Origin of the sequence: Peribacillus sp. NPDC097295, from assembly GCF_044761665.1 — a bacterium.
In the GTDB taxonomy this organism is placed as follows: domain Bacteria; phylum Bacillota; class Bacilli; order Bacillales; family DSM-1321; genus Peribacillus.
The window spans coordinates 633073-647306 of sequence record NZ_JBIWCW010000001.1 but is presented as its reverse complement, the minus strand read 5'-3'; the positions used below and the strand labels follow the sequence as shown (position 1 = coordinate 647306).

At 39.7% G+C, this 14234-nt stretch carries 17 protein-coding genes; 8 read left to right on the top strand and 9 right to left on the bottom strand.

Annotated elements, in window-relative coordinates:
- The 7 genes from ACIQXN_RS03270 to ACIQXN_RS03240 all read left to right on the top strand — a co-directional run.
- Nucleotides 1-88: IS3 family transposase (locus ACIQXN_RS03270; RefSeq protein ID WP_402961742.1), on the top strand; the 88-nt coding region annotated here is incomplete at its 5' end.
- A gap of 167 nt (nt 89-255) precedes the next feature.
- A complete protein-coding gene (locus ACIQXN_RS03265) occupies nt 256-453 on the top strand; it encodes a hypothetical protein (protein WP_402961688.1) in 198 nt (65 codons plus the stop codon).
- Nucleotides 454-513: 60 nt separating this feature from the next.
- A complete protein-coding gene (locus ACIQXN_RS03260; protein WP_402961686.1) occupies nt 514-1167 on the top strand; it encodes a GntR family transcriptional regulator in 654 nt (217 codons plus the stop codon).
- Between the two features lie 101 nt (nt 1168-1268).
- Nucleotides 1269-1676: a CidA/LrgA family protein gene (locus ACIQXN_RS03255; RefSeq protein WP_402961684.1), complete on the top strand. Its 408-nt coding sequence runs from the start codon at nt 1269-1271 to the stop codon at nt 1674-1676.
- Nucleotides 1646-2338 carry an LrgB family protein gene (locus ACIQXN_RS03250; RefSeq protein WP_402961682.1) on the top strand — a complete coding sequence of 231 codons (693 nt, stop codon included), beginning with the start codon at nt 1646-1648 and terminating at the stop codon, nt 2336-2338. Before ACIQXN_RS03255 ends, ACIQXN_RS03250 begins: the two co-directional genes overlap by 31 nt.
- Before the next feature lie 342 nt (nt 2339-2680).
- Nucleotides 2681-3952 carry an L-lactate MFS transporter gene (locus ACIQXN_RS03245; RefSeq protein ID WP_402961680.1) on the top strand — a complete coding sequence of 424 codons (1272 nt, stop codon included), beginning with the start codon at nt 2681-2683 and terminating at the stop codon, nt 3950-3952.
- A gap of 305 nt (nt 3953-4257) precedes the next feature.
- Nucleotides 4258-4722, top strand: coding sequence for a hypothetical protein (locus tag ACIQXN_RS03240; RefSeq protein WP_402961678.1), 465 nt, complete (start codon nt 4258-4260; stop codon nt 4720-4722).
- A gap of 133 nt (nt 4723-4855) precedes the next feature.
- Here ACIQXN_RS03240 and ACIQXN_RS03235 read toward each other — a convergent pair whose 3' ends face one another.
- The 5 genes from ACIQXN_RS03235 to ACIQXN_RS03215 all read right to left on the bottom strand — a co-directional run bounded on the left by ACIQXN_RS03235 (nt 4856) and on the right by ACIQXN_RS03215 (nt 8827).
- Nucleotides 4856-5329 carry a DUF1203 domain-containing protein gene (locus ACIQXN_RS03235; protein ID WP_402961676.1) on the bottom strand — a complete coding sequence of 158 codons (474 nt, stop codon included), beginning with the start codon at nt 5327-5329 and terminating at the stop codon, nt 4856-4858.
- A gap of 179 nt (nt 5330-5508) precedes the next feature.
- Complete coding sequence (locus tag ACIQXN_RS03230; RefSeq protein WP_402961674.1) at nt 5509-5733, bottom strand: hypothetical protein; 225 nt, start codon at nt 5731-5733, stop codon at nt 5509-5511.
- A gap of 501 nt (nt 5734-6234) precedes the next feature.
- Entirely contained in the window at nt 6235-7641 is a 1407-nt protein-coding gene (locus ACIQXN_RS03225; protein WP_402961672.1) for a hypothetical protein, read from the bottom strand.
- A gap of 63 nt (nt 7642-7704) precedes the next feature.
- Nucleotides 7705-8049, bottom strand: a complete 345-nt coding sequence (locus ACIQXN_RS03220; protein WP_402961670.1) for a hypothetical protein — start codon at nt 8047-8049, stop codon at nt 7705-7707.
- 154 nt (nt 8050-8203) lie between these two features.
- On the bottom strand, nt 8204-8827 hold the full coding sequence (locus ACIQXN_RS03215) for a conserved phage C-terminal domain-containing protein (RefSeq protein WP_402961668.1): 624 nt from the start codon (nt 8825-8827) through the stop codon (nt 8204-8206).
- Nucleotides 8828-9036: 209 nt separating this feature from the next.
- Here ACIQXN_RS03215 and ACIQXN_RS03210 point away from each other — a divergent pair, with 209 nt between their 5' ends.
- Nucleotides 9037-10833 carry a hypothetical protein gene (locus ACIQXN_RS03210; RefSeq protein ID WP_402961666.1) on the top strand — a complete coding sequence of 599 codons (1797 nt, stop codon included), beginning with the start codon at nt 9037-9039 and terminating at the stop codon, nt 10831-10833.
- 81 nt (nt 10834-10914) lie between these two features.
- On the opposite strand, the gene ACIQXN_RS03205 is transcribed toward ACIQXN_RS03210, so the two are convergent.
- From ACIQXN_RS03205 to ACIQXN_RS03190, 4 genes are all read right to left on the bottom strand, one after another.
- The gene (locus tag ACIQXN_RS03205) at nt 10915-11460 is read right to left on the bottom strand and encodes a PadR family transcriptional regulator (protein WP_402961664.1); all 546 of its coding nucleotides are present in this window, start codon (nt 11458-11460) and stop codon (nt 10915-10917) included.
- Nucleotides 11461-11513: 53 nt separating this feature from the next.
- Nucleotides 11514-12698, bottom strand: coding sequence for a YhgE/Pip domain-containing protein (locus ACIQXN_RS03200; RefSeq protein WP_402961662.1), 1185 nt, complete (start codon nt 12696-12698; stop codon nt 11514-11516).
- A gap of 348 nt (nt 12699-13046) precedes the next feature.
- A complete protein-coding gene (locus tag ACIQXN_RS03195; RefSeq protein WP_402961660.1) occupies nt 13047-13226 on the bottom strand; it encodes a hypothetical protein in 180 nt (59 codons plus the stop codon).
- Between the two features lie 266 nt (nt 13227-13492).
- Entirely contained in the window at nt 13493-14098 is a 606-nt protein-coding gene (locus ACIQXN_RS03190) for a 2OG-Fe(II) oxygenase (RefSeq protein ID WP_402961740.1), read from the bottom strand.
- Nucleotides 14099-14234: the final 136 nt, after the last annotated feature.

Sequence of the window (14234 nt, the reverse complement as noted above, 5' to 3'; positions counted from 1 at the left end):
TTACTATAATAATGATCGAATTAAACAAAAACTGGCTAGCATGAGTCCAGTAAACTACCGAACTCATGCCAGCCAAATAGCTGCATAAAGAAAACTCTAACTTTTAGGGGTCACTACCTCAAATGCCTTTTTAATTCCTTTTTTTATTTAGCCTGGTGGTAGTCACGCTTACAAGGACATCCTTCCATGTTAGTTGGAATAAATAGAAGAAAAGTGGTCTAATGTCGGATAATAGCCTGCATAAGAGGTCCAGGCATGGGCCAAAGCGCAACCGGGCATGTACAAGAATTGTCATCAGCCAAGCTCAATCGCCCATGGTTCTTCTATGAAGAATTACCCCACCCCATGATTTACGAACCTTATCAAATGTTGTCTAAAAACGAAACAAATGATACACTTTTTTTATTGGCATCTGGTATACCAGATGCCAGATTTCTTTTCTTGGATTATTAATCATACTGATAATTTTCTGAAATTATCTAACGACTATTTTGCTAAAGGGTGAAAATAATAATGAGTTTCTTAAAGGCAGAACAACCCCAATTATTTAAAGAACATGCTTATAAAGAAATTAAGCAGGGTATTATTCAACAAAGAGTCGAACCTGGATCGATGTTATATGAACGTTCACTTAGTGAAAGCCTTGGAATTAGCCGTACCCCTTTGAAATTAGCTTTGCAACAGCTAGAACTAGAAGGGTGGATTCAGTCTTTACCGAGAAAAGGGATTTTGGTCAAAACCATTAATAGGCAAGATGTTGATGAAATTTTTCAGTTGCGAAAGGCAAATGAGGTATTGGTCATTGAACTACTGCTTCCCCTTCTCGATAATGAAACGATCGATAAGATTGAGAAGATGGATCAACAACTAGCCCACCTTATGGAAGATCCTATAAAGTTTGTGTACCATGATACTTCCTTTCACTTATTCCTAGCGGAGTTAAGTCAAAACAATCGACTCTATCAATTAATCGAAAACCTGATTGACCATTTTAATTGGTATGGAATCGCTGCATTAAAGAAAGGATTAAGCTTAGATAAGGTATATAACGAACATACATTAATTATTGAGGGGCTAAAAGCCAGGAATTTACGCCAAACAACGGATGCTGTTTTGAGCCATCTTGATAACACATATTACACCATAATAGAAAATCTTAAGGATTAAAAAGAAAATCCGAAAAGGTGAGAATCATCAGCCTATATATGATGAGATTCATTATTTAAAAGAAAGAAGGGAAGTTGCTCCTAAAGAGGAACAACACAATCATGAAGAAAATTCTCAATATCCTTTTTCAAATATGCATTTTGTACATGTTTTCTTACATCGGAACCGTTATTCACAACCTATTTCACTTAGTTATTCCGGGGAGTATAGTAGCCCTCCTATTACTGTTCACCTGTTTATGCTTAAAAATAGTGCCAGTAAAGTATATAGAGAATGGGGCAGGTTTTCTGTTAAGCACACTCATATTATTCTTTATTCCTTCGACAGTTGGCATCATGAACTATCCTTCCTTACTTTCGATTCAAGGTGCATTGCTCGTTGCAGCCGTTCTATTAAGCACGATCATTACTATTGCAATAGCAGGAACGGTAAGTCAATTTTTTGAGAAAAAAGCACAAGAAAGAAAGGGTGATAAAGAATGCAGCACGTTCTCTTCGCATTCTTCATGATTGTATTAACTGTCGTCGCTTATTCTTTGATGACTCTATTATATAAACGGTATTCTTTTTCTTTTTTAATTCCCATTTTAACGGCAACTACTTTGATTATCCTTATCCTATTATTGTTTCATATTCCATACAAAAGCTATATGGCTGGTGGTCAATGGATTAATTCCCTTTTAGGTCCATCCGTTGCAGCACTTGCTTACCCTTTGTATAAACAGCGTTATTTTTTACTAAATCACTTATTCACCATATTGGGTGGTGTATTGGTCAGTGCCATTTCTGGAATGGTCACGGTTGGCCTCCTTGCTAAGATACTTGGGATAAATCATACATTAATTCTTTCCATTATTCCTAAATCCCTTACTACTCCCGTTGCCATAGAAGTAGCTAGGGGGTTGGAGGGAAATGCTTCTATGACAATTGTAAGCTGTATGATTGCAGGAATCTTTGGTGTAATAGTAGCACCTACTATCTTTAAATACATGCGTGTGCAAAGCCCACTTGGTAGAGGTATCGCCCTCGGAAGTGCCTCACATTCCATGGGAACTTCTAAAGCTGCCGAATACAGTGAACTGACCTTTTCAATGAGTTCTGTTACGATGACCTTGTGTGCAATCCTTGGCTCCTTTTTAGGACCGATTGTCGCGTGGCTATTTCACGTTTGAGAATCCATTAACGAATAAAGGCTAGTTTACTTATACCTGTAAGAATCCGATTTCCCCACTGAAGAGAAGTCCAATTTCCTTTAATGCTCTTTGGAAATTGGACTTTTTATATAGGGAAATGGACTCATCCAAGGTGCTCCACTGAAAAGCCCTAACCTGCCCTATACTCTATCACCTGCTAGAATCAGGGTATCCCTTTCTTTAAATGAATTGTCTAAAAATTAACCATATGTTACTATTATTGTGGATAATTAACGAAATTGATGTTCTTTTTTTTCTTAATTATTATCTGAATATTTTGTTAATTATAACTTGGTTGACTCGTAAGGGGGATGTTGGGGGATGGGGAAAACAAAGACAAAAAATAGGTGGTTGATTGCGCTCTCGGCCGTGGGGATTCACCTGTCAATCGGTTCGGTGTATGCATGGAGTGTATTCACCAAGCCACTGGCAAGTGAATTCGGTTGGGATTTAACGAACATTAGCTTAACCTTCAGTATTGCGATTCTGTTTCTTGGGCTGTCGGCTGCCTTTCTTGGCCATTTTGTTGAAAAATATGGTCCTAGAAAAGCAGGAATCCTGTCAGCGATTTTTTTTGGTTTAGGCATTTCGGGTGCCGGTGTAGCGATCAGTATGGAATCTTTGCCACTGCTTTATCTTTCCTATGGCGTTTTTGGTGGAATCGGTCTTGGTGTGGGATATATTGCTCCGGTATCGACCTTGGTGAAGTGGTTTCCTGATCGTAGGGGTTTGGCGACTGGTCTAGCCATCATGGGTTTTGGATTTGCGGCACTGATCAACTCACCGATTATTCAAGGATTGATTGGTTCTGTCGGAATCGCTAATACATTTTTTATTCTTGGAAGCGCTTACTTCATTATTATGATAGCATCCTCTCTTTACCTAGAACCACCGAAGAAAGGGTGGCTCCCTGAAGGATATAAAGAGAAAATCAAAACAGGTAAGGTGAAGGCGCTGCAGGATCTTTCACAACTTAGGGCTAACGAAGCGGTAAAGACCAAACGCTTTTATTATCTTTGGTTCATGCTGTTCATTAATATAACATGCGGGATTGCTATCATTTCAGCGGCCTCTCCACTTGCTCAGGAAAGCATTGGTTTGAGCGCCGTTGCGGCTGCGGCATTAGTAGGAGTGCTTGGTGCCTTCAATGGACTCGGAAGAATTGGCTGGGCTTCCGTATCGGATTTTATTGGTCGTCCGAATACGTATACGATATTTTTCACCATACAAGTCATTGCCTTCCCACTTTTGATCATTACGGATCACCCCGTTATTTATCAAATTTTACTAGCCATCATCTATACGTGTTATGGGGGAGGATTTGCTTCCATCCCGGCGTATATCGGTGATTTGTTCGGCACGAAGCAGTTGGGTGCCATCCATGGGTATATCCTGACGGCGTGGGCAGCTGCAGGATTAGTGGGTCCGATGTTCGCTTCATGGATTAGAGAAACGACAGGGAGCTATTCTCAAAGCCTAATTGTTTTTACGGGGTTTTTCGCCGTTGCCTTGATTATTTCCTTATTGATTCGTTTGGATATAAACCGGTTGAAAAAAATCCAGACGAGTGAAAATCAGGATATCAGCGTTTGATTTTTATATATAATAGTTGATATATCCACGTACGCGCTGATTTTTTTCATCAGCGTTTTTTTATAGAAAGAGAGAAGTATTTTAAAGGCTGTTTTTTCAAATATGGTTGCTATTCATTAGCACCTGTACCGCAGGAAGAGCTAACAACATATAAAGAAGAGTTGCAAGGGGCGTTCATGAAAGGGTTACAAGATAGTTTTTTAGAGGCGCAAAATCCAAAAGAAAAGGGACCATATAATTAATGGAGATTTTGATTTTAGAAGCAACAATCTATACGAGTAAGATTAAAGGAATGAGGAAAATATATGCGATTTTTAACAAAACGATCTTATTTTTGGTTAGTTTTAAGTGGTATTGTTATTTATATCGTGAATGTATTTACGACTGATCCAAATGTAACCACTGGGGGCGGAAATGTTGGTTTTTTATTTTTTCCAGTTGCCATTGTTTTTTTCTTCTTTTTCTTAAAAAATCTATGGAGAGATTTAAAGCACCTAAAGTTGAATCTCAGTACGTGGAGATTAATTAGCGTTTGTTCGTTGGTAGTAACTCTACTCTTTTCTTACTTAGAATATCAATTTGTATTGGATTCTATTAAAGAACTAGGAGGTACCCCACAAAATAGGGATTCAAGAATATACCGTTTTGGATGGTTAAACACGTATACCAATGATTTTTACTTCAATATATATACACTACTCATGTTAGGTTCAGCAGTCCTTTTCTTCTTTTCTATTTTTAAGAAAATAATTTCTGTTAAGAATTCATAGTGCTCAATTAACAAAATATTCAATAAAAGCTCCCAAATTGCTGAAGAATCGGGTCTTCTTTGCTCTTATTAGACCCAATTATCCTATAAGTATAATTATACTTATAGGATAATTTACATTTTCATTTCCTTCTTCACACTCTATTAACTAGGCAGTTATAGCATCCTGGTTTAGCGTTAAGAATGTGAATATAATCGACTTTTTTATTATCAAAAATTTCATCTATATTTTCTCTTAAATTTTCACCTTCTGTAACCTTTGCTTCTACAATCATTGAGTCAGCATTGTATCCACGCACAGATAAATACCTATGTTGTAACATTTGCGGAATTTCATTTATATCTAGCTTAGCAGTAGTTGCTTCCTTTCGTATAAATATAGGGCCACTTGCTTTATAAGGTGAATTAACATTATGATACTGGTAATTCAGTAAGAATACTTCTTCCCCTACCTCTGCATCCTTCAAACTTATCCTACAAGGGTATCCAGGATTTACATTTGCAATCATTTTAACTGCCCCGATACTTTTTAATTCTTCTTCATTCATTAGAAATAAGTTAGTAAACTCCTTCTCTTGTAACGCAAAGATTTGAAAATTATTTCTCATATTCTACCCCTCCTATTATTTGTTATAAAGCCTTTTTACTAATATTACTGCCACTATAGTCCATAAAACTTGTTCAATAATCCTGCCTGTTTGTTAAGTGATATACATAAAATGAAAATGAACTCTCTACTTTGTCTAGAGCAATTTTTTACGAAAAGAGCCATATGGAATGAACCAATTTAGCGGAACTTGTTAATATAAATCTTTTCTGCAAATAAACATACAATCAAACCGATCGTTAGTGGAACCAACGAACCAGCTGAAATGAAGAAGCCGTCTCCGTTCACTGTATAATCGATATGGAACATTAACGAAGGAATAGTGAATAGATGACCAAACAGATAGAGCATTCCTGTCGTCAATGCAAATGAACCAAAGGTAACCAAGAAGCTCTTTAATCTCATATAAACACCTCCAAACAAATCTCTAAGTGTTTGGTAATATTATACAGTTAGTATCACCGATAGTAACAGTCTTTTAGAAAATAGTTACTTAATAGAATTCATTTTGTCCTAAAGGGGGTGACGGTTCATCTCCTTATTCAAACGATTATTCAGGACATTCTTCAGTTCTTTCTTTTCAGACCCATTCTTTAGACCCTTAGATAACCTACGTGTGGAAACCCTTGGTATCACTGGGTTTTGGGGCGATTCAAAACATAATTTACAGCTTTGGATCACTATCCACATACACAATCCACAACTCACAGGCAACAAGGCAATATCAACATCCGATTATCCACAATCCACAAGTCGAATCCTTTAATTCACAGCCAAGTATTTTTATCCACAGACGCTTTAGGAGATACAAAAAAGAGAACGGTATCCGTTCTCTTTGGGCTAATCTATGACAGGGAGAAAAAAGGGCAGGGGGAAAAACACTAGCTTACTAAAGGTAGTGTTGCTTCAAGAGGAGCATGCGGAAAGTGCGTCGAGCCGTTCTCGATGGATTGCGAAGTAGGATTGGATGGTCTCCCTTTTCTTGGTGAGTGGATAGAGCTGGGTGGACGGCGCCACTGCAGCATTCCCGAATTTTTCGATCAAAGCGAGCAGCTTGTCCAATTGATCATATGTATCATTTCTAAGAGTGGTGATATAGTCGAATGCGGTCCTTTTTTGGTCATGAGGATTTTCGGTTGCGGATACATCCCCAACCGCTTCCTCGGTCACCGTCTTGACGCGGGAAATGAGCCACTCCTCGCACCAGCCATTCAGTATCGTGTGGATGAAGTCAGCTTGCTGGAACTTCAGGCGGATTGGTTCGACATGATGGCTCACTTCCATATAGTTCACTTCACGTCCAAGTGCCTTCTCGGAAATCTCTTTATGAAAATGTTCGCGGTCAAGGAGGGATTTGATGGATTCCGCCCTGTGGGCATACTTCGCCATTTGTTCTAACGTTTCATTATAGACAATCGTGCTTAAATAGGCCGAGGCCTGTTTTGGCTCAGTTAGTAGGTGCTTGTTGGCAAGTAAAGCCTTGCCAAACTTCTTGAGAGCTTGCGAATAAACGAAGCGTGCGAGGGTCAGCAGTTCTTTTTGAGTATCCCTGGGAGTATCCGTTTTTTTGGCATCTTTAAGAAACGAGCGGAAAACGTATTTTCCGACCCGTTCGAGTTCCATGGAAACGGCATCGTTAATATGGCCGGGGAAGCCCGAATCGAAAATCGTCCGGCGCAAACCTGCCCGCTCGGCACGATTTTCCAGGAAATCACCAAGCGTTCCTTCTTTAAAGGTAAACACAATGAATTCTTTTTTGGAAAAAGACTTGCATGTGAAAGAAATCTTTACTAAGTCGCCTAAGCCTGCCCGATAAATTGTCTCAATCGATTCCAACAATCGCTGCCTAGTGAAAAGGGGAGTGGGTTCCGAGACGATTTCATGATAATCGAACATCACTTCTTCCGACTTTGATACTGACATCCGATAAGCGCCCATCAGCAACAGACGTTTTGCCGAAATCGTCAATCCTTTGAAAGCATCACGAAAAAAGAAACGGTATTTCTTGCAGTAACGGTCGGTTTTGTAGTTAAAGCCCAGGTTACTTGTAGGCCCAAGGTTGAACTTGTACAACATCTCACCATCTTGTTGAAATGGCACGAAAATCTGGGGACTTCCGTCTTTTGGCGAAGTGAATTTCCGGATGATCTGTTTCATATATTTTTCCGAAGTCCCCACGCCATTTGCCATCATATGAAGCGGGCTTTGAATGACCCCATCCCAATCACTATGCAGCAAGGAGTACAAACACGTATCAAATTCTGTGGAAGATACATGTTTCAATAAATAGTGGTACGTTTCTTCATAAATCATACGGTTTCGTCTCCTTTTGTGGCCGCCTTCATAAGTAGGGCAGGGTTTAATATCCATCCAAAATCATTCTTCATCTTCGCGCATGTCGATATACTTTTCATAACAGATGCTGTACCATTTCGTTTTGTTCATCTTCGATGGGTTATAGTTTTCCGAAATGAGGCAGCCGTCTTTTTCAAGACTGAGAATCGTCCGCTTGATCGTAGCCTCTGACCAGAACGGTAGCTGTTCATGCAATTGCCGATAGGTATGGACGATCCAATCCCTTCCGTCGCGTTCTACTCCGTATGCTTCAATTAAGGTGTGGAGGTGAGCCAACATCAATGCCTCCGATAAGCCGATCGTTGCCGCCAAATCGGGATTGAATCCCAAGCTATATTCCTGATCCAGTAACGTTTCCAATTCCATTTCCATCCCTCCCGTATGCCCTGGATTGAACCTTTCGAGGATTCAATTTGTGTGTATCAAAAGGATCAATCTTCACTGTCTATATAAACGTTAAGACGGAAAAAGTAGCATGCGATCAAAAAAAATATTCTTCATCATGATCAGCCGGATTTTGTCATGGAGATTCAGATATCTGGGTCAGGTAGGTCTCGAACCGGGGACCGAATAATGTCTCCGGATGTAGATATTTACGATAATAAGGATGGTACAGCCACTCGGCACACTTGGAATCGATGACTTGATAGAAATGAGCGAGTGTAAAGCCTTCGTTGAAACGGGACTGAATCAAGGTTTTCGTCCTCCTCGTATTGAGATGGTAGGAAGCATTGGTTTTATCATGGAAGTATTTCAGAATCTCCTTGTATGGAACCGAGTCCGTACTTTGAGGAAGGATTTTGATTTCATCTCGTACCGCACCATCAAGAGAGGCCAGCTTGCTGTAATTAAGGCTGTACCATTTTGTCCGGTCCATTTTCAAATGGTTATAGTTGGCCGTCCGTATATATCCCGTCTTCTCAAGCGTGGTGAAAATGCGCTTGATCGTTCCATGTGACCAAAACGGAAGCTGCTCTTGCCATTCCTGATACGTATGCTGTACCCAGAAGCGCCCGTCTCTTTTATACATGCTTTCTTCCAGGCATGCGGACAAATGCTGCAGGACAATTGCCTCATTCAACCCGATCTTTGTGGCCAACTCCACGTACAAGATCACCGTTTTTCGCTGATTGACAAACTTCATATCCATTCCCCCTCAGATTAATAGTTTTGCTCCCTCGAACGGAACAATCTTCACTGTCTATATAAACTTTGAAACGGAAAAAGTAGCATGCCCGGAAAAAAAATTTCAGAAAGAAATATAGGTTAGAAGAAGAGGAAGGTGTGGGACATTTGTTGTGTTAAAATAAGGGAATAGATAGAAAAATACATCAGAGGAGTTTTTTAGAAATCATGATATTATCATTACTAGTATTTATCTTAAAAGGGATTGCAACGAAGATTCCATTTGCTTTATTGGGGCTTTCCCTCATTCCGCAACGATGGTCCAAAGCAGTCAAGAAGAAGGATAGATCCTTTTTCATTGAGCAGGTGCTGCGACTAGTACTTGCCGCTATCCTTTTATTTTTCCTGATCGATATTAATCTGCTAGACCATACTGCCACAGCGTTCTTTTCAAACTTGGCCGAATTGTTTGGGTTGATACTTATCGTAGATGCAGGCTTGTACATATCTAAGAGTAAAGAACCCAAAAAAAGACGGGATCGGAAACAAGGTGATCCGAAGCGTGTGAAGACGCCTTGGAATGTCCATGCAACCTATATAATCGGTTTTTTGCTGATTGCTTCATGGGTGATCATGCTATTTTATCCGCTCACGGTTGCCGGAAAGCTTCATGATTTAGCCGATGTCATAAAGAAAAATAAACTAGAGGAAGTTCAAGATATCAAAACCATGCCGCTTGTGACGGTGAAAATGGCCGACGCAAAAGGCGACGCGGCAATCAATAAGATCCAAAACGCGTCGTATTTCACAGAAGGTGAATACCGTCTGACCAATATCAATGGCGAATTAACATACACATCTCCGATTGAGATGGATGGCTTCATGAAAGCCGGAAAAGCTGAGTACACGCCAGGTTATAATCTGATTTCAGCCGTTTCGACGGATAAAGGTGCAAGCACGGTGAAAGGGAAGATGGTATATGCACCTTCACAATACCTGGATTATGATGTAGAAAGACAAATCCGTAAGACCTATCCGACCAAAATCATTTATGATACGTACCTTGAGCCGGATGAAGAAGGTAAGTCTTACTTTGTAGCTTCGGTTGGCCATCATTTGGCATACCGCAGTGGGTCTGTGGTCGACGGAGTGGTATTGGTGAATCCTGAAACGGGAAACACCAAATTCTATCCGTTAGGAAAAGAGCCAAAGTGGATTGACCGAACATTCACCCAAGAAACCGCACTTGAATATTGGAGCTATTGGGGGAAATATGTTCACGGATGGAGAAACCAATCGCTCATCGGTCCGAAAAAAGATGTATTGATTCCGAATGAGAATAATATGCAAGTCACCTTTAATGAAAAAGGCGAGTTGATTTATGTCGTCGATTTCACGAGGGCTAAATCAAAAGGAAACTCGAAAACGCTGGTGGGATACGGCGTATTCAACGCCAAAACGGGTGAAATGACGTACTATAAAGGCGTGACCTCTGTATTAACCGGAAAAGAAGCAAAATCGAATGCCAATGCGAGTGAGTTTTTGTCCAAATATCCAGGATGGAAAGCGACCAATGGTGTTTTCTATACGATATACGGAGCGCCAACCTATGTGATTCCCGTTACAAAAGGAAGCAAGTTCCAAGGGGTGGCCATCGTCTATGCCAATAGCGACAATCCTCAAGTAGCTTTTGGGAAAAACAAAGATGAAGCCTTCCGGAACTATAAGAAACTGATTGTTTCCTTGGGGAAAGTCAATGGCGTGACGCCTCAAAAAGGATTTGAAATGAAAGAAGTCAAGGGGAAAGTTGTCAGAATCAACGATGCCAATCTCTCGAGTGGGTATGTGTTCTATCTAATCATGGACGGCAGCAGCAAAAGATTCTCGATTGACCCTTCCGTTCAAGCACTGTCCGATGTAGTCTTGACCAAGGTGGGAGACCGGGTCATCTTGAAAGTGATGGACATGGAGGAAGAGATTGTTCCTGTCGATCAGTTCAGGAATTTAGACTTACCGAAAAATTAGAGTAGGAAATGAAAAAAACTGCACGCCCATTGTTAAAGTCACCTAACAATGGAGCGTGCAGTTTTTTATTGAACTTATTCTTTAAATTTCCCCTTGTTGAATCCGTTTAATTACCTCATCAAGCCAGTGAATGGTGTGATCTGCTCTGGATGAAAAGTATTCACCTAAATATTCCACTAGCTTTTCTTTATCTTGATCTTTTTTCATCTTCATCTGTTTTTCGAAATCCGCAATTTGCTCCCACTTTGCAAGGAACTTCCTTTTGTTGTTTTTCAGGATTTCGACGACCTTATCACGGTCTGCATACTTGAGGTATGCAAGTCCCACCACCATATCACTAATGGAGCTGGCATTTTCAAACAACTTGTAGATTTTTTTCGGAAGTTCTTCACGGCCCTTAGGCGTAATCCCGAATACTTGTTTATCTGGTCGATGTTCTTCTTTAATGATTTCGACGATCTCGATTAAGCCTTGTTTGACTAACGAATCAAAATGATAATACAGTTTACTTTCTGTCAGCCCACCTAGTTGATCGAAGGGTATGGGATCTGAAAGTTGCTTTTTTAACTTATAAGGATAATTGTTATCCTCCATCAGTTTGCTCAATATGAAAACTTGAATGGGCATCATTTAGCTCCTTCAAAAAAGAATTATTCTTATTATAGCAAACTAAACGGACATTAAGCAGTCTTTCCAGATTCCGTTTCAGGTTGTGCTACTTGGTTATCCACAGGCACCTTTTTGTGGACAAATGCGACGATGACAATATTGATCAGCATAGCACCGAGACCGACCGCGACCATGGACCAAATGTATGGAGCAGGACTAGTGTTGCCATATAGGTTGGCAAAGTATGCTTGCACTGAGTAGTACATTGGTGAAATGTAGCTCATCCATTCATAAGGTGCGTACATCATATCACGTGAAATCGTAGCGCCATTTGCGATCGTTTGTGTTAATAAGATGGGGATATTTAACACCATACCGCCATCACCGACTAAGAAGACTAATATAGCCGTGAAGTTGAAACATACCATATAATTTAACATTTGTTGACCTAACGTACTGAAGAACAGGTCACCACTTGGTTCATTGACTAAATAGGCGATGCCTAAAGCAACGAGTGACGATACAACGGCAACCAATATGGCAGTCATTTGTACATACATGAATAGACGAGTCTTGCTCGCTTTTCCACGGCTTTGTCTAAATGCGGACACCAATTGCATGGCACCGATCATGGCTCCAACATATCCCGCCATCGTTAAGAACATTGGCAGCATATTGTTATGCATGCCGTCTGGCACTTCATTGATCGTAACTAGATTTCCTGCATAAGCCGTTTCGATTTGTTTGGCCATTTCAGCCGCTTTTTCTTCTGGCAGATTGAAGTTCATCAATACGCCTTGAGCGGTTTGCTGTGAGAACTGTGTGCTCAACTGATTATTGATTTCCTTAACGATTGAAGTCATCGAAGAAGAAACAACGGTCGCGCTTGCTTCATTAATTGTAAAGTCGATACTTGAAGATGTTTCGCCGTTTTGCATATCCGCAGAGAATGTTTTCGGGATGTGTACGACTAACGCTAAATCATTTTTATTGAGATCTTTTAATGCTTGTTTATTTGTTACATCGGTCTCTATTTCTTTAAACGGTAAGTTTTCTTTTAATTGACCGGCAATCTTTTCGCCGTATTCACCCTTATCATCATTGACAATCGCAATCGGCAAATCGTCGATATTCCCTGGAATCGCTGTATAACCGGGTAAGAAAATGCCGAGCATACATAGACAATAGAAAATCCCCATGAAAATGGCAGCAATGGCACCTTGTGTTTTCAAGAAATGTTTAAATTTAAACTTCATTTGTTGCATCCATCCTTCTGTGTATATGTTTTAATCAAACTACTTTAATTAGAGTACTTTAATTAGATCGCTTTCTTAGTCTACTTGATTCCTTTTTTAAAGTCAACAAAAATTAACAACATAACCATATGGAAAACTTCATTAACTGGAGAGTCGGTAGAGGTTCAGCTAGGTAAATGTAGGGGGAATATTATTTTTGTTCATTAGGGAAGGTTTAAATCGAGATGTGTAAGTTGAAGTAAAGGACAGTAGGTTGTAAGAGCAGGGGGGAATTGTCGGTGACAAGTGTGGTCAGTATGATAAATCGAGGGAAGCAACAGTTTACTTCCCTTTTAGCTCACTTGATTTTTAATTACTATCTTTTGGTTTAGGGTAGTTTGGAACCATAGCAGAGCCTATAAAAAATACTGCAAATGAAATCCATCGGGTTATATCATACCAATCTGTTTCCTTGAAAAAAGAAACATTCATTATCATTGTAATTGCACCTACGATTGCTAGTGTTATTCCTAGAACTTTTCTTGACATAATCTTCTCCTTATATGTAGTGTTTTACATTTGTTTGCAGGGGTGTAAGTTAAAGGATTCAAAAAAGGGATTTTATATAATCATAGAACTGAGAACACAGGGGGCTTCTGCTATTCTTTCGTAGCCAAATAAAAAGGCTAAACCGAATTTGGACGGAAAGCCTTTGTTAGGACTAAAGACTGAAGAGAGGGGTTTGTTTTCAAAGATGGTGGTTCGTTCCATCAACTTACCCATCCTCTACTTACAGCTTTATGACACGCCGGAATTTAGATCGTCGTTTTTTGTTTTCGCATCCATTGTGTCGCAACCCATTTTTCTCCGGTGATGACCGGTGCCCCACCATGTAAGGTTTGTTCGTTAATGATTTGATCGGTATAGAAATATTCGAAATAGACCGCCATTCCTTTTTTTGGGGATACGGAAAGATTCAGTTTAGGGAAGAACGTCTCTCCGCCTTGTTCCACATCATTCAAGTACATGACGAGTGTGCTAATTCTATTGTTTTTGGCGGCTTTACTGGAAGAGGCGAAAAAGTCAAAGTGTGCTTTATATTCTTGACCAGGGGTGTATTTAAGAATTTGGATGCCATCTCCGTGTTCAACCGGTACATTCATAATAGAAGAAACTCTTTTTTCAATTTTGGTGATGAGGTCATTTTCCGCATCTTGAAAATACATGCTACTGCTTGTTCGCATTTCATTTACTTCACGTGTCACGCCGATTTTAGAGCGGTTCAGTTTTTCTTTAGACAAGCTAATCAATTCATCGCATTCTTCGTCACTTAAAACATTTCCTAAAACTGCGATGAGCGGTTCTTCATATCTTGAAACGATGGTCACTTCTCTATCTTCTGTTTGAATGGTATTTCCCATATGATTAAAAATGGTCTGTTCTTTGTTATCCAATGTATTCGCCCCTTAAATGATTTAATTTTCCGAAAAAACAATCTGTTCTATTTGGTTTTTTTTTCCTGATAACTCATGTTGATTATATCACGAACCTATCAGT

Bases quoted from the DNA above. Each gene is read 5' to 3' on its own strand.
- ACIQXN_RS03210 (WP_402961666.1), top strand. From the start codon at position 9,037: ATGATATTATCATTACTAGTATTTATCTTAAAAGGGATTGCAACGAAG.
- ACIQXN_RS03245 (WP_402961680.1), top strand. From the start codon at position 2,681: ATGGGGAAAACAAAGACAAAAAATAGGTGGTTGATTGCGCTCTCGGCC.
- ACIQXN_RS03220 (WP_402961670.1), bottom strand. From the start codon at position 8,049: ATGGAATTGGAAACGTTACTGGATCAGGAATATAGCTTGGGATTCAAT.
- ACIQXN_RS03215 (WP_402961668.1), bottom strand. From the start codon at position 8,827: ATGAAGTTTGTCAATCAGCGAAAAACGGTGATCTTGTACGTGGAGTTG.
- ACIQXN_RS03250 (WP_402961682.1), top strand. From the start codon at position 1,646: ATGCAGCACGTTCTCTTCGCATTCTTCATGATTGTATTAACTGTCGTC.
- ACIQXN_RS03195 (WP_402961660.1), bottom strand. From the start codon at position 13,226: ATGTCAAGAAAAGTTCTAGGAATAACACTAGCAATCGTAGGTGCAATT.
- ACIQXN_RS03190 (WP_402961740.1), bottom strand. From the start codon at position 14,098: ATGGGAAATACCATTCAAACAGAAGATAGAGAAGTGACCATCGTTTCA.
- ACIQXN_RS03260 (WP_402961686.1), top strand. From the start codon at position 514: ATGAGTTTCTTAAAGGCAGAACAACCCCAATTATTTAAAGAACATGCT.
- ACIQXN_RS03200 (WP_402961662.1), bottom strand. From the start codon at position 12,698: ATGAAGTTTAAATTTAAACATTTCTTGAAAACACAAGGTGCCATTGCT.
- ACIQXN_RS03255 (WP_402961684.1), top strand. From the start codon at position 1,269: ATGAAGAAAATTCTCAATATCCTTTTTCAAATATGCATTTTGTACATG.
- ACIQXN_RS03265 (WP_402961688.1), top strand. From the start codon at position 256: ATGGGCCAAAGCGCAACCGGGCATGTACAAGAATTGTCATCAGCCAAG.
- ACIQXN_RS03230 (WP_402961674.1), bottom strand. From the start codon at position 5,733: ATGAGATTAAAGAGCTTCTTGGTTACCTTTGGTTCATTTGCATTGACG.
- ACIQXN_RS03205 (WP_402961664.1), bottom strand. From the start codon at position 11,460: ATGCCCATTCAAGTTTTCATATTGAGCAAACTGATGGAGGATAACAAT.
- ACIQXN_RS03235 (WP_402961676.1), bottom strand. From the start codon at position 5,329: ATGAGAAATAATTTTCAAATCTTTGCGTTACAAGAGAAGGAGTTTACT.
- ACIQXN_RS03225 (WP_402961672.1), bottom strand. From the start codon at position 7,641: ATGATTTATGAAGAAACGTACCACTATTTATTGAAACATGTATCTTCC.
- ACIQXN_RS03240 (WP_402961678.1), top strand. From the start codon at position 4,258: ATGCGATTTTTAACAAAACGATCTTATTTTTGGTTAGTTTTAAGTGGT.